The sequence below is a fragment of the Stenotrophomonas sp. SY1 genome (assembly GCF_021202945.1).
Lineage (GTDB): Bacteria > Pseudomonadota > Gammaproteobacteria > Xanthomonadales > Xanthomonadaceae > Stenotrophomonas.
In genome coordinates this window covers 586,346-605,683 of sequence record NZ_JAJOYR010000001.1, presented here as the reverse complement: position 1 = coordinate 605,683, position 19,338 = coordinate 586,346, and the positions used below count along the sequence as shown (strand labels likewise).

Annotated in this window: 13 protein-coding genes; 4 read left to right on the top strand and 9 right to left on the bottom strand. The window is 65.2% G+C overall.

Annotated elements, in window-relative coordinates; all coding sequences use genetic code 11:
* Positions 1-109 precede the first annotated feature (109 nt).
* The 9 genes from LR961_RS02420 to LR961_RS02380 all read right to left on the bottom strand — a co-directional run bounded on the left by LR961_RS02420 (position 110) and on the right by LR961_RS02380 (position 9,479).
* Positions 110-526: a roadblock/LC7 domain-containing protein gene (locus LR961_RS02420; protein ID WP_232146831.1), complete on the bottom strand. Its 417-nt coding sequence runs from the start codon at positions 524-526 to the stop codon at positions 110-112.
* Complete coding sequence (locus LR961_RS02415; protein ID WP_232146830.1) at positions 519-1,067, bottom strand: ATP/GTP-binding protein; 549 nt, start codon at positions 1,065-1,067, stop codon at positions 519-521. Before LR961_RS02415 ends, LR961_RS02420 begins: the two co-directional genes overlap by 8 nt.
* A complete protein-coding gene (locus LR961_RS02410; protein WP_232146829.1) occupies positions 1,064-2,062 on the bottom strand; it encodes a hypothetical protein in 999 nt (332 codons plus the stop codon). The genes LR961_RS02415 and LR961_RS02410 overlap by 4 nt, the downstream gene beginning before the upstream one ends.
* A 459-nt stretch (positions 2,063-2,521) precedes the next feature.
* Positions 2,522-4,753: an NADP-dependent isocitrate dehydrogenase gene (locus LR961_RS02405; RefSeq protein WP_232146828.1), complete on the bottom strand. Its 2,232-nt coding sequence runs from the start codon at positions 4,751-4,753 to the stop codon at positions 2,522-2,524.
* Positions 4,754-5,431: 678 nt separating this feature from the next.
* Positions 5,432-5,908, bottom strand: a complete 477-nt coding sequence (locus LR961_RS02400; protein ID WP_232146827.1) for a hypothetical protein — start codon at positions 5,906-5,908, stop codon at positions 5,432-5,434.
* 50 nt (positions 5,909-5,958) lie between these two features.
* Entirely contained in the window at positions 5,959-6,261 is a 303-nt protein-coding gene (locus LR961_RS02395) for a LysM peptidoglycan-binding domain-containing protein (protein WP_232146826.1), read from the bottom strand.
* A gap of 93 nt (positions 6,262-6,354) precedes the next feature.
* Complete coding sequence (gene queF / locus LR961_RS02390) at positions 6,355-7,170, bottom strand: NADPH-dependent 7-cyano-7-deazaguanine reductase QueF (RefSeq protein ID WP_232146825.1); 816 nt, start codon at positions 7,168-7,170, stop codon at positions 6,355-6,357.
* An 82-nt stretch (positions 7,171-7,252) separates the two neighbouring features.
* Positions 7,253-8,116 carry a DUF4261 domain-containing protein gene (locus LR961_RS02385; protein WP_232146824.1) on the bottom strand — a complete coding sequence of 288 codons (864 nt, stop codon included), beginning with the start codon at positions 8,114-8,116 and terminating at the stop codon, positions 7,253-7,255.
* A 46-nt stretch (positions 8,117-8,162) separates the two neighbouring features.
* Complete coding sequence (locus tag LR961_RS02380; protein ID WP_232146823.1) at positions 8,163-9,479, bottom strand: M20 family metallopeptidase; 1,317 nt, start codon at positions 9,477-9,479, stop codon at positions 8,163-8,165.
* A 283-nt stretch (positions 9,480-9,762) separates the two neighbouring features.
* On the opposite strand from LR961_RS02380, the gene LR961_RS02375 reads away from it, so the two are divergent.
* The 4 genes from LR961_RS02375 to LR961_RS02360 all read left to right on the top strand — a co-directional run bounded on the left by LR961_RS02375 (position 9,763) and on the right by LR961_RS02360 (position 19,219).
* The gene (locus tag LR961_RS02375) at positions 9,763-11,001 is read left to right on the top strand and encodes an efflux RND transporter periplasmic adaptor subunit (protein WP_232146822.1); all 1,239 of its coding nucleotides are present in this window, start codon (positions 9,763-9,765) and stop codon (positions 10,999-11,001) included.
* A 47-nt stretch (positions 11,002-11,048) separates the two neighbouring features.
* Positions 11,049-14,273, top strand: coding sequence for an efflux RND transporter permease subunit (locus LR961_RS02370; protein WP_232146821.1), 3,225 nt, complete (start codon positions 11,049-11,051; stop codon positions 14,271-14,273).
* Between the two features lie 9 nt (positions 14,274-14,282).
* Positions 14,283-17,399: an efflux RND transporter permease subunit gene (locus tag LR961_RS02365; protein WP_232146820.1), complete on the top strand. Its 3,117-nt coding sequence runs from the start codon at positions 14,283-14,285 to the stop codon at positions 17,397-17,399.
* 833 nt (positions 17,400-18,232) lie between these two features.
* A complete protein-coding gene (locus tag LR961_RS02360; protein ID WP_232146819.1) occupies positions 18,233-19,219 on the top strand; it encodes a hypothetical protein in 987 nt (328 codons plus the stop codon).
* Positions 19,220-19,338 lie beyond the last annotated feature (119 nt).

Sequence of the window (19,338 nt, the reverse complement as noted above, 5' to 3'; positions counted from 1 at the left end):
CATACGCCAGTGGCCGGTGCTTGTGACAGACCAGGCCCAAGACCCAGACGTTATGCCCCCTCCCGGCTTCGCGGCTGAAGCCGCTCCTGCGACGGCGCTCCGCGCAGCGTCAGCTACCGGAGAGATCGGCCTGGATTCTGCGTCCGCATTCGCGCGCATTCCACAGCACCTGGCCGATCACGCTGCGCTGGTTGCAGGCGGCCATCAGCAGCAGCGAACCGCGCGACAGCGGAATCGACTGCATCAGCACCTTGCCTTCACTGGCGTCCAGCATCAGCACGTCCAGGGTGCCCAGTGCCAGTTCGCGTCCCACGGCGCTGGCCAACGCCAGCATGGCGCTGGTCATCGCAGCCAGGCGCTCGCCGCTGGAGACCTCGGTGGCCGACTGTGCTAGGGCGAAACCATCCACGCTGGCAACCACGGCGGCGCGCACGCCGTCCACCGTACTGGCGAACTCCTGCAGCCTGCGATCGACCAACTCGACTTCCCAGTCTTCCAGCACAGCTCCCCCTTTTGTTTCAGACATGCGATTCCACCAGTGCAGCGGTTTCCACTTCACTCATCAATACATCCATCAACATCATCACCGCATCTTCCGAACGCGCATCGAACGGCACCAGGGGCAACGGCCGCCCGGCAACCTCCTGCACCCGCAGCAGGCAGGCATCCAGGTCGATATGCGGCGCCAGGTCGAACTTGGAGATGCCGACCACCGCAGGCACGTTGCCGGCGTGCTCGCGCAGCGTGTGCAGGTAGCAGTCAAGCTCCTCGACCGCTCCAGGGCTGGAGGCATCGGCCAGCACCACCACGCCACGCGCGCCCTGCAGCAGCACCGGCCAGATGAAGGAGAAGCGCTGCTGGCCCGGCGTGCCGTACAGCCGCAGGCGGTCGCCGTTGGGCAGGTTCACGTCGGCGTAGTCCATGGCCACCGTGGTGGCCAGCTTGGGAGAGCTGGCATCGGTATTGAGCACATCGGTATCAATGACGGTGCCACCGGCCACGGCGCGCACCAGAGTGGATTTACCGGCGCCCATCGCGCCGAGTACGACGATCTTGTGCTCGATCATGCATGCAGTCCTGTGCGGTTGCGGACGCTGCGCCACATGCGTGCGAGCAGCGTTCCGGCGCCATTCCTGATGGGCGCGGGCGGCGGGGATGGAGGCGTCTCCGGCACTTTGACCTCTGCGTAGCCGCACAGGTAGGCCGAGCGCATGAAGGCGCGGGTGGCATCCACGTCCAGGTCCAGCAGTTGCGTGCATTCGTGCAGGCTGCATGGCTTTTTCAGCAACAGCGAACACAGCCGGAAACCGTCGTGCTGATGCGCCAGCACGCGGAAATCCGGCCAGCGCAGCAGGCGCATCTGCGCATGCTGCTGCAGGCGGCGCTCGAAGTCGGTCCAGTTGTCACCGCACTGGGCCATCTGCCACAGCAACGGCCGCAGCGGCAAGCGCGACAGTTCACCGGCCTGCCTCAGGAAACCGGACGGCGACAGCTCCTGCAGGGCCAACAGGTCGAACACCTCGCCCAGCTGCTGCGCCAGGCTTGGCTCATCGGCGGCAGTGGCCTGCAGCGGAACGGCCAGGTCGTGCTCGAAGTCGATCAACAACCGGGGTTTGTGTTGCACCGATAGCAGCGCGTAGCCCTGCTTTTCCTGCAGGCGCCGTCGCAGCACGCGGGTGACCTGCTTTGCGCCGGTGGCCACGAACACGCCATCGGCCGTTGCCTCGACCGGCGCTGCCTCCAGGACTGGCACTGCCACCTGGACCGGTGCCAGTGCACGCTGGATCTGCGCATCATCCAGGGACACCGGTGAAGCTGCCAGACCGTCATGGACCACGCCGTCATCGTCGTGCATCCACAACCGCATGTTGGGGCGCTTGCTGGCCATGTGGCGTGCCGCGCTGCGTAGCGCAGGTGTGTCACGCACCAGCAGCAGATCGCATTGGTCCAGATCGGCACAACGCTGCAACGCATCCGGCGGCAACCCGGCCGCCTGCCGCAGCCGACCCAGCAGCACCTGCTCCTCGCGGGTGTCCGAGCCCACCACCAGCACCCTGGTCATGCTCCTTTCCCCTTGTAGACGCTGTTGCGTCGCCGCATCTCGGCCTTTGTTTTATCAGGCTAAGTCAGAAGCAGGGCGTGAAAGGGTGACTGGCCACTCAGTTCAAAAGGCCTGAGCTCACCTGATGTGATGCGATGCACTTCACGACCTTGGTAGAGCTGGAACGCGTGTCACAACTTGTTGCCACTTACGGAATGGTTGGCGCAGAAACCGTCCGTGCAGGTACCGGTTCCGGGCCACGAAAGGCCGTGGCGCGCGGACTCTTACGAGCTTGCCGTGCACATGCGGCCAATGTCATGCAGCACGGAAAGGCACTGAAATCTCCCCGGGAATCTGCACGGCTACCGACCGCGTTGGTACCGAGACTTGGCTACATTTTCCAGCCAATAAAAAACCTGCGCCGGCAACTGCCGGCGCAGGTCAGTGGCGTGGCCCGGCGCAAGGCCGGGCAGCGCGCGATCAGCCCTTCAGGCTGGCAATGGCTGCGTTGAGCGTGGCGCTCGGGCGCATCGCCGGGCCGGCCTTGGCCAGATCCGGACGGTAGTAACCGCCGATGTCCACGGCCTTGCCCTGCACCGCGGCCAGCTCATCGACGATCTTCTGCTCGTTGCTGGTCAGCAGCTCGGCCAGCGGCGCGAACCTGGCCTTCAGCGCGGCATCTTCGTTCTGCTCGGCCAGGGCCTGTGCCCAGTACATGGCCAGGTAGAAGTGGCTGCCACGGTTGTCGATGCCACCGAGCTTGCGCGAGGGCGACTTGTCGTTGTCCAGGAACTTTCCGTTGGCTTCGTCCAGCGCGTTGGCCAGCACCGCAGCGGCCTTGTTGTCGTAACGCTGGCCCAGGTGCTCCAGCGAAGCGGCCAGGGCCAGGAACTCACCCAGCGAATCCCAACGCAGGTAATCCTCTTCGACAAACTGCTGCACGTGCTTCGGCGCCGAACCACCGGCGCCGGTCTCGAACAGGCCACCACCGGCCATCAGCGGCACGATCGACAGCATCTTGGCGCTGGTGCCCAGCTCCAGGATCGGGAACAGGTCGGTGAGGTAGTCACGCAGCACGTTGCCGGTCACCGAAATGGTGTCCTGGCCCTTGCGGATGCGCTCCAGCGACACGGCGGTGGCTTCCACCGGCGACAGGATGCGGATGTCCAGGCCGTTGGTGTCGTGGTCCTTGAGGTACTGCTCGACCTTGGCGATCACCTGCGCGTCGTGCGCACGGGCGGCATCCAGCCAGAACACCGCCGGGGTGCTGCTCAGGCGCGCGCGGGACACAGCCAGCTTCACCCAGTCCTGGATCGGCGCGTCCTTGGTCTGGCACATGCGCCAGATGTCACCGGCTTCCACGTTGTGCTCGAACACCACGTTGCCGGCATCGTCGGTGACCTTCACCACGCCATCGGCCAGGATCTGGAAGGTCTTGTCGTGCGAGCCGTATTCCTCGGCCTTCTGCGCCATCAGGCCGACGTTCGGCACCGAGCCCATGGTGGCCGGGTTGAACGCACCGTGCAGCTTGCAGTCATCGATGACGGCCTGGTACACGCCGGCGTAGCAACGGTCCGGGATGACGGCCTTGGTGTCCTGCAGCTTGCCTTCGGCGTTCCACATCTTGCCGGAGTCGCGGATCATCGCCGGCATCGAGGCGTCGACGATCACGTCCGACGGCACGTGCAGGTTGGTGATGCCCTTGTCCGAGTTGACCATGGCCACGGCCGGACGCTTGGCGTACTCGGCAGCGATGTCGGCCTTGATCGCTTCCTGGGTGGCTTCGGGCAGCTGCGGCAGGCGCGCGTACAGGTCACCGATGCCGTTGTTGGCATCAAAGCCCACTTCCTTCAGCGCAGCGGCGTGCTTGGCCAGCACGTCCTTGTAGAACTCCTCGACCACGACGCCGAACATGATCGGGTCGGAGACCTTCATCATCGTCGCCTTCAGGTGCAGCGAGAACAGCACGCCCTGCGCCTTGGCATCGGCCACCTGGGCGTCGATGAAGCTGGCCAGCGCCTTGCGGCTCATCACCGAGGCATCGACGATCTCGCCGGCCTTGACCGCGGTCTTTTCCTTCAGCACGACGGTCTTGCCATCGTTCTGGACCAGCTCGATCTTCAGGCTGCCAGCATTGGCGATGGTCGCCGACTTCTCGCTGCCGTAGAAATCACCGCCGTCCATGTGCGCGACGTGCGACTTGGAATCGCTGCTCCACGCGCCCATGCGATGCGGGTGCTTGCGGGCGTAGTTCTTCACCGACAGCGGCGCACGGCGGTCGGAATTGCCTTCGCGCAGCACCGGGTTGACCGCGCTGCCCTTGATCTTGTCGTAGCGCGCCTTGATGTCGCGCGAGACGTCATCGGTGGGCGCATCCGGGTAGTTCGGCAGGATGAAGCCCTGGTCCTGCAGTTCCTTGATCGCGGCTTTGAGCTGCGGCACCGAGGCCGAGACGTTCGGCAGCTTGATGATGTTGGCTTCCGGCTTGGTCGCCAGTTCGCCCAGCTCGGCCAGGTCGTCGCTGATCTTCTGCCCTTCTTCCAGGTAATCCGGGAACTGCGACAGGATGCGGCCGGACAGGGAGATGTCACGGGTTTCGACGCTGATACCGGCAGTGGCGGTATAGGCATCAATGATCGGCAACAGCGACTGGGTGGCCAGGAACGGAGCTTCGTCGGTGAGCGTGTAGATGATCTTCGGCGTATTCGACATGGGGGCAGGAACTCTCTTGCTGACGGATGCGTTGCGTGATGAAGAACGAGGGTGGCCGGTGCATCTGGCGCGGGCGCTGCCCGCCCCCGGCCTGGCCGCCGTGGGGAAACCTTTGCATTGTCGCGCTTTCAACCGGGTCCGGCAAAAGCGCGCCATACGCAGACGTAGGGGCGAATCCGGCGTTTCCAATGCAACCGTGCGCAGGCCTTGTGCCAACGGGCATCACCGCTGCGTGGACGGGGGTGGTCACAGCTGCAACCGACACCGCAGTGACCAGACTGCTGGGGATGGTGCGCGGCGGGTGCTGGATTGGGGATGTGGGCAGCGCGCGCGGGCCGCTGTTGATGCCCCTTCTCCCGCTTGCCGGCGAAGGTACCCGAAGGGCGGATGGGGGCTTTTGAATTGGTTCGCTGCTTTCAGTCAGGCAAGGGCGAAGGCAAAAAAGCAAAAGCGTAGGAGCCCCCTCATCCGGTGCTTCGCACCACCTTCTCCCGCAAGCGGGAGAAGGAAAAAGCCGAAGAGCGGCTTGCTCGCGGCATCTGGCCACTCTGCCACTCCGTCAGTTCGTCAGTTCGTCAGTTGGCAAGTTGGCAAGCCTCACCCATAAAAAAGGCGCAGCCAATTGGCTGCGCCCATGCGTTTCGCCGACGGGAGAGAGGCGTCGGCGGACGCCCTACCTCACTTGACTTCGAACTGCTGCGGCATGCCTGCCGCCTTGCCGTCGACGGTGACGTCGGCGGTGTACTTGCCAGCCGGCCAACCACTTGCCTTGGTGAATTCCAGGTTGGTGGTGCCGGTATCGGTGCTGTTGAGCGTGCCGCTCTGTTCACCCGCGACCTGCCCATCCTGATAGGTCAGCTTGGCGCCGACATTGACGTTGCTGGCGGTGCCGCTGGTCTTCACCGAGACAATGATCTTGTCCTTGGCACCGAGAACGGCCACCGGTGCAACCGACAGATCGGCGCCTGCGGTGTTGCCCACGGTCACCGAAGTAACGGTGACTGCTGGCGGAGCGGCAGCCGGCTCGGCCATCGGTGCCGGCGCGGCAGCCGGCGGCGGCGCGGTGGCAGCTTCGTCTTTCTTCTTGCAGCCCAGCAGGGCTACGGCACCAACCACGGCGATCATCAGGGCACTGCTGAGTGAAGTCTTCTTCATGGATTGCTCCGGAACTGTGTAGGGAGTGAACAATGCAAACGGTGCGGGCATCAGCCCTGGCGCGGCGGGATCTTCAGGGTCTGCCCTGGCCGGATCTTGTCCGGGTCGTCGAGGACGTCGCGATTGGCCTCGAAGATCTGCTTCCACGCATTGCCGTCGCCAAGCAGGTTCTTGGCGATCTTGGAAAGGTTGTCGCCGCTCTGCACCGTGTACGTCTGTCCGCCCACGATCTCTTCGGTACTGGTTACCGACCCTTTGACGTCTGAGAAATCGGCCTTCTGAACAATCTGCTCCGTACTTTTGACGGTGCCAGAGACGTCGGAGAAATCGGCCTTCTTGTCGCTACTGCTCATCCAGGTGCTCCTCCTTGACTGGCAACCACCATTGCACGGTGCCTGTTAAGGATTCATCGCGCCGGCGTAAAGCCGGCGTGTGGAGGCGGATGTTTATTGACGCAGATCGCGGATTGGCGAATTGCCAGTGGCTCTGTCCGGAGTTGCACGGCGCGGATTGATGTCCAGCCCGCCACGGCGGGTGTAGCGCGCTTCCACTTCCAGCGAGGTGGATCCACAACGGCGCATGACTTCCAGGAAGATGCGCTCCACGCACTGTTCATGGAACTCGGCGTGGTCGCGGTAGCTGACCAGATAGCGCAGCAGGCCCTCACGGTCGATGCGTGGGCCCTGGTACTGGATGCTGACGCTGGCCCAGTCCGGCTGGCCGGTCACCGGGCAATTGGACTTGAGCAGAGCCGAGGTCAGGGTTTCGTCCACGATCTGGCTGTCATCGGCAGAGAGGAATGCCGCGTTCGGCGGCCCGTAGCAGTCGATGTCCACGTCCAGGTGGTCAACGGTCTCGCCCTGGGCCTGGGCAAAGGCCGGCAGCCCGAACTCGACCCGCACGTCGGCACCAGCGCAGGCCGACAGATCGGTGGCGATTCGCTCGCGCACCGCTTCAGCGCGGTTGAAACGGGCGTTGTTGAGCGAGTTCAGGTACAGCTTGAGCGACTTGGACTCGATCAGGTTCGGCGAGGTCGCCGGCACCCACAGGGTCAAGGTCTCCACGCAGGGCTTGCCGCGTGCGTCCAGCCAGCCCAGTTCGTAGGCGTGCCAACGGTCTTCGCCGAGGAAGGGCATGTCCGTGCCGTCCAGGCCGATCTCGCTGCGTGCACCGGCACGGGGAATCGGGAACAGCAGGCTGGCGTCGTACTGACGGGGGTAGTCGACCTCGCGGCCGAGGCTGGAGTCTTGTGGGGTATTCATTGGCGCAATTGTAATTGCGTGTTGTTGAGCGGCGGATTTACCGACACGCTCTCCCGCCAAAAAGCCAGCCCCGCCCGCAGGTTCAGTTCAGCAGCCGCTTCCACCATGACTTGTTGGAACCGGCCTGCGGCAGCTCCTCGTGCTGCAGGCGCATCACCTGGCGCTCCGGGTCCAATGCCGACGGGCCGTGGACAACGCGGATGCGCTCCTCGGCGGTCGCCCCAAGGGTGTCGCCATCGCTGATGACCATGCCGTTCTCGACCAGGTAATCGACGATCCCGGTGAGCCGGCCGAACACCTCCTCGGCACTGTCCTGCGTCTCGGGAATCTCGATATCCATCAGCCCAAGCATGTCCATGCCACGGGTATGGCCGGTCATCACGCCGTCCGGGCGCTCACCGACGTTGATCGCCACCCAGGCGATCGGCATCGGCTCGGGCAGGGTGGCCTGGGTCAGTTCACGGAACAGGCCCGGCAGCACCACGTGGTTGGCACTACCGAAATACACGGCCTGGACGCTCTCGGACACGGCAATGGCCGAGGCCAGCACGCGGCTGAGCAGTGCGGCCTGTGCGACGAGGTTGGTGTCCTGCCCGTCCTTGCCGAACTCCATCACGGTGACGATGGTGTGCGCGGCGTAATCCACCGGCGCCGGCGTGGCGTTGGGCCACAGCCGGCTGTGTGCGCAGATCTGGCCGATGTCATCACCGATCTGAACCGGGATCGGCATCAATGCGATCAGGGAATCACCGTATTCCAGGCATTGCATCGGCGATTCGTCATCGTCGGCATCCTTGTCCGCACCGTCAGCAGCAGGCGCTTCGCCAAGCCGCAGCAGCGACGGGTCCAGGTCGGGCCAATCGCTGCGCATCTGCGCGAGCAGGGCTTCGGCGGTGAGGGTGGGATCAAGCTGCGATTGCAGCAGCATGGCCAGGCTTGCGCTCATGGGAGTGTCCTTCTTCCGTGTCGAGGGGGGCAGACACTACCGGGACTCAGCCAGCCTTGCCACCGTGCAGGTAATCCAGCGACACCTGCAACAGCGCGCGCAGGCCCACGTCCAGTGCTTTCTCGTCGAGCAGGAACTTCGGCGAATGGTTGCTGGGCGCTGTGGCTGGATCGATGCCTTCAGATGTGGCGCCGACGAAGAAGAACATCGACGGCACCTGCTGGGCATACAACGAGAAATCCTCCGAACCCATCTGCAGCGAAGGCTCGTAGACGTTGGCCTTGCCGACCACCGCCTGCAGGCTGGGCAGCATGCGTGCGGTCAGCGCCGGGTCGTTGACCGTGGCCGGGTTGCCTTCCTTGTCGTAGATATCGGTCACGGCGGTGGCGCCATGTGCGGCGGCACTGTGCTCGGCGACATTGCGCAGGTCGGCGAAGATCTGCTGGCGCATGTCCGCGTCGAAGGTGCGGATGGTGCCGACCATTTCCACCGAGTCGGGAATGATGTTGTAGCGGATGCCACCCTTGATCGCGCCGAAGGTAACCACCGCCGGTTGCTTGGACAGATTGCTGCGGCGGCTGACGATGGTCTGCGCGGTGCCGATCAGGTCCGAGGCGGCGACGATCGGATCGATACCGTTCCACGGCGCCGAACCGTGGGTCTGGCGGCCGTTGACGGTGATCGAGAAACGATCCGACGCCGCCATCAGCGGGCCACCGCGCACCGCGATCTGCCCAGCCTGGACGCTGGAGAACACATGCAGGCCAAACACCGCCTCCGGCTTGAAGTCCTTGAACAGGCCATCCTTGAGCATCAGGTCGGCACCGCCCTGCTCCGGCGGCGGTGCACCTTCTTCGGCCGGTTGGAAGATCAGCATCACCTCGCCCGGCAGCTGGTCGCGCATGGCCACCAGCGCATCGGCGACGCCGAGCAGGGTGGCGGTATGCGCATCGTGGCCGCAGGCGTGCATCACCCCGACCTGCTCACCGCGATACTCGGCCTTGGCCTTGGACGCGAACGGCAGGCCGGTCTGTTCGGTGACCGGCAGCGCGTCCATGTCGGCGCGCAGCGCGATCTTCGGGCCCGGCAGGCCGCCCTTGATGATCGCAACCACGCCGTGCACGGCCACGCCGGTCTTCGGTTGCAGGCCCATGGCGCGCAGCCGCTCGGCGACCTTGGCCGCGGTGCGCTCCTCGCGGTTGGACAGTTCCGGGTGCTGATGGAAGTCGCGTCGCCAGTCCACTACCTGCTGTTGCAGGCGCGTGGCGGCAGCGGCCACCTCCGGACGCTGGACTTCCTGGGCCTGCGCCAGCGGCGACAGGGCACACAGCAGCGCGGACAGCAACACGGTCTTGCGGGCCATCGGGCGAATCCTTGAATGGGTGCGTTGAGGGAATGTAAGCCAGAACTGGCCGCTGTAGAGCGCAGCCATGCTGCGCTTGGGCGCGGTGCCGGGAAATTCCTGCCGAGCATGGCTCGGCACTACCTTGGTTTGGGCGGTCAACCAATGCCGCGATGGAACGTTCATCACTTGTCGTGGTCTGAGCGCGTGGCCCATCGGTCATGAAACAGTCCTACACCCCCCGGCGGTATCCTCTGCTGCTTCACCGCTCCACCTCCCTTATTGGTTCCTCAGGAGTTTTCGCATGTCGCGTTTCTGGAAGATTGTGCTGCTGGTCATCGCAGTGCTGCTCGTGGCCGGGATCGGCTATCGGGTGATGGGGGGCGGCAAGCAGAAGGCAGATGCGCCAGCAGCTGGTGCTGCCCGCGGCGGCCAAGGTGGCAGCGACAGCGCCCCGGTGCCGGTCACCGTGGTCGCCGCCGAGCGCAAGAACGTGCCGGTCTACGTCACCGCACAGGGCACGGTGGCGGCCTACAACACCGTCACCGTCAGCCCACAGGTGGGCGGCGAACTGTTGAGCGTCAACTTCCGCGAAGGCCAGGCGGTGAAGAAAGGCGACCTGCTGGCGCAGATCGACCCGCGCACCTTCCAGGCCCAGTACGACCAGGCCGTCGCCAGCAAGCGCCAGAACCAGGCACTGCTGGCCACCGCGCAATCCAACTACGAGCGCTCCAACTCGCCGGAGTACCGCCAGTTCGTCGCGCAGACCGACCTGACCACGCTGCGCAACCAGGTGGCGCAGTACCAGGCGGCGGTCGCGGCCTCGCAGGCCTCGGCCGACCAGGCCAAGGTGCAGCTGGATTACACCCGCATCACTTCACCGATCAGCGGCATCACCGGCATCCGTGCGGTCGACCCCGGCAATGTGGTCAGCGCCGGCACCCAGATCGTCACCGTCACCCAGCTGCAGCCGGTCTACGTGCTGTTCAACCTGCCCGAACAGCAGCTCGACGCCGTGCGTACCGCGCAGCAGGCCGGCCCGTTGCAGACCTCCACACTCGACCGCGAGGGCGGTGCGGTGGTCAACGCCGACGGCAAGCTGCAGGTGGTGGACAACCAGATCAGCAGCAGCAGCGGCACCTTCCGCCTGCGTGCCGAGTTCCCCAATGCCGACAGTGCGCTGTGGCCGGGCCAGTTCGTCAACGTGCGCATGCAGCTCAACGAACTGCCGGACGCGGTGGTGGTGCCGGCCGAAGCCGTGCAGCGCAGCAGCTCCAGTGATTTCGTCTACCTGATCAAGCCCGACAGCACCGTCACCCTGCGCGACGTGGTGCAGGGCGGCCAGGTTGACGACAGCCATGTGGTCATCAGCAAGGGCCTGCAACCGGGCGACAAGGTGGTGACCGAAGGCCAGTTCCGCCTCAAGGAAGGCAGCAAGGTGACCCAGCTGGCGCCGGGCCAGGCGCCGCCGGAACCCACTGAAGAACAGCTCAAGGCGGCCAGCAGGAAGGGCCGTGGTGGCCAGGGTGGCCCGCCGCGCTGACGCGACGGCCGCACCTGCCCCCTTCCAACACGCACCAGGAATCGCCCGTGGGCTTCTCGACTATTTTCATCCGCCGTCCGATCGCTACTTCGTTGTTGATGGTCGGCCTGATGCTGTTGGGCATCCTCGGCTACCAGCGCCTGCCGGTTGCCGCCTTGCCCGAGATCGAGGCGCCCAGCCTGGTGGTGAGCACGCAGTACCCCGGTGCCAGCGCGCAGACCATGGCCGCGCTGGTGACCACGCCGCTGGAGCGGCAGCTGGGCCAGATTTCCGGCCTGGACATGATGACCTCCGACTCCTCGGCCGGGCTGTCCAGCATCGTGCTGCAGTTCTCGATGGAGCGCGACATCAACACCGCCGCGCAGGACGTGCAGGCCGCGATCCGCCAGGCCACCCTGCCCGCCTCGCTGCCCTACCAGCCGGTCTACAACCGGGTGAACCCGGCCGACGCGCCGATCCTCACCCTCAAGCTCGCTTCGGACACGCGCCCGCTGCGCGAGGTCAATGACCTGGCCGACTCGGTGCTGGCCCAGCGTCTGTCGCAGACCGACGGCGTGGGCCTGGTGTCCATTGCCGGCAACGTGCGTCCTGCGGTACGCATCCAGGCCAACCCGGCGCAACTGGCCAACATGGGCATGACCCTGGAAGACCTGCGCAGCGCGCTGACCCAGGCCAACGTCAACGCACCCAAGGGTTCGCTCAACGGCAAGACGCAGAGCTACACGCTGTCCACCAACGACCAGCTCAGCAACGCGGCCGACTACAACGACATCATCATCCGCTACCAGAACGGCGCGCCGGTGCGTCTGCGCGACGTGGCCAAGGTGGTCGATGGCGTGGAGAACGACCAGATCGCCGCCTGGGCCGATGGCAAACCGGCGGTGCTGCTGGAAGTACGCCGCCAGCCGGGCGCCAACATCGTCAAGACGGTGGAGAACATCCGACAGATCCTGCCCAGCCTGCAGGCCATGCTGCCGGCGGACGTGACGCTGGATGTGTTCTCCGACCGCACTGTGACCATCCGCGCTTCGGTGCACGACGTGCAGTTCACGCTGATCCTCACCATCTGCCTGGTGGTGGCGGTGATCTTCGTGTTCCTGCGCCGCTTGTGGGCCACGGTGATTCCCTCGGTGGCGGTGCCACTGTCACTGCTGGGCACGTTCGGGGTGATGGCGTTTGCCGGCATGTCGCTGGACAACCTGTCGCTGATGGCGCTGACCGTGGCCACCGGCTTCGTGGTCGACGATGCGATCGTGATGATCGAAAACATCGTGCGTTACATCGAGCAGGGCAAGGACGGCCAGGAAGCGGCCGAGATCGGCTCCAAGGAAATCGGCTTCACCGTGCTTTCGTTGACGGTGTCGCTGGTGGCGGTGTTCCTGCCGTTGATCCTGATGCCTGGCGTCACCGGCCGTCTGTTCCATGAGTTCGCGTGGGTGCTGACGATCGCGGTGTCGATCTCGATGCTGATCTCGCTGACGCTCACGCCGATGATGTGCGCCTACCTGCTCAAGCCGGATGCATTGCCCGAAGGCGATGACGCGCACGAGCGCGCGGCAGCCCACGGCAAGGTCACCGCCTGGTCGCGGCTGGTGCACGCCTACGAGCGCAGCCTGGACTGGGTGCTGCGCCACCAGCGCATGACCCTGGGCATCGCGCTGGCCTCGGTCGCGCTGACCGTGCTGCTGTACATGGTGATCCCCAAGGGCCTGCTGCCCGACCAGGACACCGGCATGATCACCGGCGTGGTGCTGGCCGACCAGAACGTGGCCTTCGAACAGATGCAGCAGCGCACCCAGGCCGTGGCCGCCGCGTTGCAGAAGGACGAAGCGGTCAGCGGCATCGCTGCCTACATCGGCGCGGGTACCGTGAATCCCACGCTCAACCAGGGTCAGCTGAGCATCGTGCTCAAGGACCGTGGTGATCGCGACGGACTGGATGTGATCCTGCCGCGCCTGCAGGCCGCCGCCGGGCATATCCCGGGCGTGGCGCTGTACCTCAAGCCGGTGCAGGACGTGACGCTGGATACGCGCGTGGCTGCCACCGCCTACCAGTTCTCGCTGTCTGACATGGACAGCACCGAGCTGGCCACGCAGACCGAGCGCGTCACCGACGCGCTGCGCTCGCTGCCGGAACTGGCCGACGTGGACAACAACCTGGCCAACCACGGCCGGGCGCTGCATGTGGAAGTGGACCGCGACAAGGCCGCGCGCTATGGCGTGCCGATGCAGACCATCGACGACACGCTGTACGACGCCTACGGCCAGCGCCAGATCTCGACCATCTTCACCCAGCTCAACCAGTACCGCGTGGTGCTGGAAGTGGCGCCGGAGTTCCGCAACAGCGATGCACTGATGAACCAGCTGGCGATCGGCAGCAACGGCAGCGGCACGCTGACGGGCAGCAATGCCACCGTTCTGGGCCAGGTGAGCTCGAGCAACTCCGCCACCGCCACCGGCATCGGCAACGCCAACACCGGCATCGCGCTGGGCGGCGGCGGCAGCATTCCGTTATCGGCCATTGCCACCGCCATTCCGGGCACCGCGCCGCTGATCGTCAGCCACCAGCAGCAGCTGCCGTCGGCCACCATCTCGTTCAATCTGGCACCGGGCTACTCCCTGTCCGAAGGCGTGGACGCGATCAACGCCGCCGTCGCCAAGCTGGAACTGCCGCAGCAGATGCAGGCGCAGTTCGTCGGCACCGCCGCCGAATTCTCCAGCAGCCAGACCGACGTGGTGCTGTTGCTGCTGGCCGCCATCGCGGTGATCTACATCGTGCTGGGCGTGCTGTACGAAAGCTACATCCACCCGCTGACCATCATCTCCACGCTGCCGCCAGCCGGTGTCGGCGCGCTGCTGGCGCTGTACCTGTGCGGCATGAGCCTGTCGGTGGACGGCATCGTCGGCATCATCCTGCTGATCGGTATCGTCAAGAAGAACGCGATCATGATGATCGACTTCGCACTGGATGCGCAGCGCATGGGCGCCAATGCGCATGACGCCATCCGCCGCGCCTGCCTGTTGCGCTTCCGCCCGATCATGATGACCACCGCCGCGGCCATGCTCGGCGCGCTGCCGCTGGCGCTGGGCACCGGCATCGGCTCGGAACTGCGGCGTCCGCTGGGTGTGGCCATCGTCGGCGGCCTGCTGCTGTCGCAGCTGGTCACGCTGTACACCACGCCGGTGATCTACCTGTACTTCGAACGCCTGTCCGAATGGGCCGCCAAGCGTCGCGAACAACGCGCCGCCGCACGCCTGCAGACGGCCCGGTAACGCGCCGGCATGAATATCTCCGCACCTTTCATCAAACGCCCGATCGGCATCGGCCTGCTGGCCATCGGCCTGTTCTTCGCCGGCCTGGTCTGCTACCTGCGGCTGGGTGTGGCGGCACTGCCGAACCTGTCGATCCCGGTGATCTTCGTGCAGGCCTCCAACACCGGTGCCGATGCCGACACCATGGCCTCGACCGTGACCGCGCCACTGGAGCGGCACCTGGGCCAGGTGCCGGGCATCGACACCATGCGCTCGAGCAGCAGCGACGGCCGCAGCATGGTGTTTTTGATGTTCAACACCAGTCGCGACATCGACGCGGCGGCGCAGGACGTGCAGGCCGCGATCAACGCCGCCATGGCCGACCTGCCGGCCGGCATCAACACGCCCACCTACCAGAAGGCCAACCCCAACGACGATCCGGTGATCGCGGTGGCATTGACCTCGGACACCCAATCGGTGGCCGAGCTGTACAACACCGCCGACTCACTGCTCGCCCAGCGCCTGCGGCAGCTGCCGGGCGTGTCGCAGGTGGATATCGCCGGTGCCTCGACGCCGGCGGTGCGCATCGACCTCAACCTGCGCGCGATGACCGCATTGGGCTTGAGCCCGGATGACCTGCGCAACGCGATGCGCGCAGCCAACGTCGCCTCGCCGCTGGGCTTCCTCAGCGACGGTGCCAGCCAGACCGCCATCGTCCTCAATGACCAGGTGCGCAAGGCGCAGGACTTCGCCAACGTCGCCATCTCCACGCATGACGGCGCGGTGGTGCGGCTGAAGGACATCGCCACCGTCTACGACGGCCAGCAGGACGCGTATCAGGCGGCCTGGTTCAACGGCAAGCGCGGCGTGCTGATGTACGTGTACCTGCGCAGCGGCGACAACCTGGTCGCCACCGTGGACCGGGTCAAGGCGGCGATCCCGTCGCTGTCCGGCTACCTGGATGCCGGCACCACGCTGACCCCGTACTTCGACCGCACCCCGACCATCCGCGCCTCGCTGGCCGAAGTGCAGATCACGCTGATGATCAGCCTGGTGATGGTGATCCTGACCATGGCGCTGTTCCTGCGCCGTCTGGCACCGACGCTGATCGCGGCGGTGACGGTGCCGTTGTCGTTGGCCGGCGCGGCGTTGGTGATGACCACGCTGGGCTTCACCCTCAACAACCTCACCTTGCTGGCGCTGGTGATCGCCATTGGCTTCGTCGTTGACGACGCCATCGTGGTGATCGAGAACATCATGCGCCACCTCGACGAAGGCGTACCGCGCAAGCAAGCGGCGATGGCCGGCGCGCGCGAAATCGGCTTCACCATCGTCTCGATCACCGCTTCGCTGATCGCGGTGTTCCTGCCGATCATCTTTGCCCAAGGCATGATCGGTGCGTTCTTCCGCGAGTTCACCCTGACCCTGGTGGCGGCGATCGTGGTCTCGGCGGTGGTGTCGCTGACGCTGACCCCGGCGTTGTGCGCGCGCTTCCTGCAACCTCACTCGGTGCAGGTCAAACCTTCGCGCATCGGCCCGCTGCTGGACCGGCTGCACACCGGCATGCTGCGCATTTACACAGTGGCGCTGGACTTCTCGCTGCGCCATTGCCTGCTCCTGTCGCTGACGCCGCTGCTGCTGATCGGCGCCACGTTCTTCCTGGCCGGTGCGGTAAGCAAGGGCTCCTTCCCCGAGCAGGACACCGGCCTGGTCTGGGGCCGCGCCAGTTCCAGCGCCACGGTTTCGTTCCAGGAAATGAGCGAGCGCCAGCGTCGCCTGTCCGACATGTTCCTGGCCGACCCGGCGGTGAAGATGGTCGGCGCGCGTCTGGGCTCCAGCCGCCAGGGCAGCAGCGCGCAGTTCAACATCGAACTGAAGACCCGCGACGAAGGCCGCAAGGAACCCACCAATGTCGTCGTCACCCGCCTGAGCGCGAAGGCGGCGCAGTTCCCCGATCTGGATGTGCGCCTGCGTGCAATCCAGGACCTGCCGTCCGATGGCGGCGGCGGTGGCCAGGGCGCACAGAACCGCGTGACCCTGCAAGGCAACGATGCCGGCCAGCTCGCCGAGTGGCTGCCAAAGCTGGTGGCGGTACTGAAGCAGAACCCCAAGCTGCGTGATGTCGGCTCGGACGTGGACAAGGGCGGCCTGATGCAGAAGATCGTCATCGACCGCGAGAAGGCATCGCGTCTTGGTGTGAGCATCGGCGCCATCGACGGCGCGTTGTACGGCGCCTTCGGCCAACGCCAGATCTCCACCATCTACGCCGACCTCAACCAGTACGGCGTGGTGGTCAACGCGTTGCCGGGCCAGACTGCAAGCCCGTCAGCCATCGACGATCTGTACGTGCCTTCGACCAGCGGACAGATGATTCCGCTGACCACCATTGCCCACCAGGAACCGGGATTGGCGCCATCACAGGTCACCCATCAGAACCAGTACACGGTGATGGACCTGAGCTACAACCTCGCGCCCGGCGTGAGCAGCGGCGAAGGCGATGCGATCGTGCAGGCGGCGATCGCCGGCCTGCGCATGCCCGGCGACATCCGCCAGGCCGCGCCCGGTGGCTTCCGTCAGGCAACCGACCCGAAGGCGATGCTGATGCTGATCATCGCCGCCATCGCCACGGTCTATCTGGTGCTGGGCATGCTGTACGAAAACCTGGTGCACCCCGTGACCATTCTGTCCACGCTGCCGGCGGCAGGCATGGGCGCGTTGCTGGCGTTGTGGATCACCAACACCGATCTTTCGGTGATTTCGATGATCGCCCTGGTGCTGCTGATCGGCATCGTCAAGAAGAACGCGATCATGATGATCGACTTCGCTCTGGTGGCGCAGCGCGAACATGGCAAGTCACCGGCCGAAGCCGTGCGCGAAGCCAGCATCGTGCGTTTCCGCCCGATCATGATGACGACGATGGTGGCGATCCTGGCCGCGCTACCGCTGGCCATCGGCCTGGGCGAAGGTTCGGAACTGCGTCGTCCGCTCGGCATCGCGATGATCGGCGGCCTGCTGATTTCGCAGAGCCTGACCTTGCTGAGCACGCCGGCGTTGTATGTGATCTTCTCCTGCCTGCAACAGCACTGGCGCAGTTGGCGCGCCCGTCGCAAAGCCCGCAAGCCGGTCACTACGGCAGGAGCGGCGTAAGCGGCGAAGCTGGACCGTCACCGGGTCGCGGACAACCGCGATCCAACGAAGCATGGCCTTTGCGCCCTTGTAGGAGCGGCGTAAGCCGCGATGCCGGTGAAGCCTGACGGTCGCGAACGGCTGGGTTACCACTATGCCTGCTGCGGTTGCTTTCCTGGCTTCGCGGCCGACGCCGCTCCTACAACAGTGCGCAACTCACCACGGCGCCATGCTGACGATCAACGCCAGCACGATCACCAGCACCCCGATGATCACGATTCCACGCTTGGACAGAATGCGACGGCGTCCCATGGTTCGGCTCCTGCGCATTGTGATTGGTGAATCAGACACTGCGCGCCCGCCCGTTAAGACCCGGGGAAAATTGCGCCGATGAAAGCGCGGCGGCAGCAGAGCGTTCAGCAACAGTGCGTTCCCGCCGCACACATGACTGATGGAAATCAGCAGAAAACCACAACTGAATGGACGTGATGCCGTCCATCTTTCTACAGTGGATTCCGTTGGAAACGGTATGTCGTGACACCGGACATCGCCAACACAACTTTCACGCGCAGCACCGCTGTGAACGCTGTAACGCAAACATCCTTACATCGTGTCCACCGCACCTCGGAGATTCCATCTCTCCCTCTCCCCAGGCGTCGGCACACCTTGTCACCCCGGCATGACCGGATGTCATGCCGGGGGTGTTTTTGTGTCTGGCGGATGAGCGTATCGCCAATGCCTTGCACGTCCGTCACGCAAGCCGCCCGTGTACCGCCCCATCCGGAGCCACTGGACGCCCGCAGTCATCGCCTGCCACGATCGGCGCTCCAACGATGACAGAGGATGTCCTTCACATGCGCTTGCTGTCCCGTCGCAACCTGCTTGCCGTTGCCGTACTGCTCATTGCTGCACCTGCGCTGGCGGCGAAGCCGCAGCCCTCCGACAAACCGCAGACAATGCAGACGCGCACGCTGCTGCCCACCCGTTTCGAGCATCAGCGCATCTTCGTTGTACCTCAGCTGCGCGATGGCGGCAGCATGCAGTTTTTCACCGACACCGGTGGCGGCTTGAACATGGTCCGCGACGACATCGCCAAGCGCCTGGCTCTGATCGCAGGCGCCGACATCCAGGAGCAGGGCCAGCCACCGATAAAGACCGCGTTGTGGCCAACATTCGTCGATGGCGCCGCCATTCCTGCCGCCGAACAGGACCGCTTCCTGGAGGGGCGGCTGGCGGTGGTTCCGGCCGAAGGCTTCGGCGACGGACCGATGACCTACGAAGGCTTCCTGGGCAGTCGCTGGTTCGCCGGGCGGGTCTGGGAGTTCGACTATCCGGCGCAATCGGTCAGTGTGTTGCAGGGCTGGACCGCACCCGCAACCGCCCATAGCACCCCGTTGACCATGCTCCCCAACCGCAACATGTACTGGCCGCGTGTCCAGGTCGAGATCGATGGCGAAACGCTGCCGCTGCTGTTCGACACCGGCGCGACAGTGGAGCTGGGAGCCGATGGCGCCAAGGCCCTGGGACTGGCCGAAGGCGTACGCGCAGGTGGAAGTTTCATCACCGCCCGCCAGTACCGCAAATGGCGTGATGCGCATCCGGACTGGCCGGTGGCAATGAAGGGCGACGGTGGCATGCCGATGATCCAGGTGCCGAACGTGCGTCTGGCCGGCGTCGATACCGGACCGGCCTGGTTCGCTGCGCGTCCGGACCGGAACTTCACCGAGTTCATGTCCTCGATGACCGATGCACCGGTTGAAGGTGCCATCGGCGGCTCGGCGTTCGGCCGATTGCGCATGGTCGCCGACTATCCCGCGCAGAAGCTCTACGTACTGCCATAACCGAAGCATCGCAGCGAACGGAATGCATCCACCACAAGAACACTCCGTTCAATGATGCGCTGCTGCATTCCCCGCCAACTTGCGTGCGGATCTTCTCGCGCGCATCGCGTGCCGCCTGT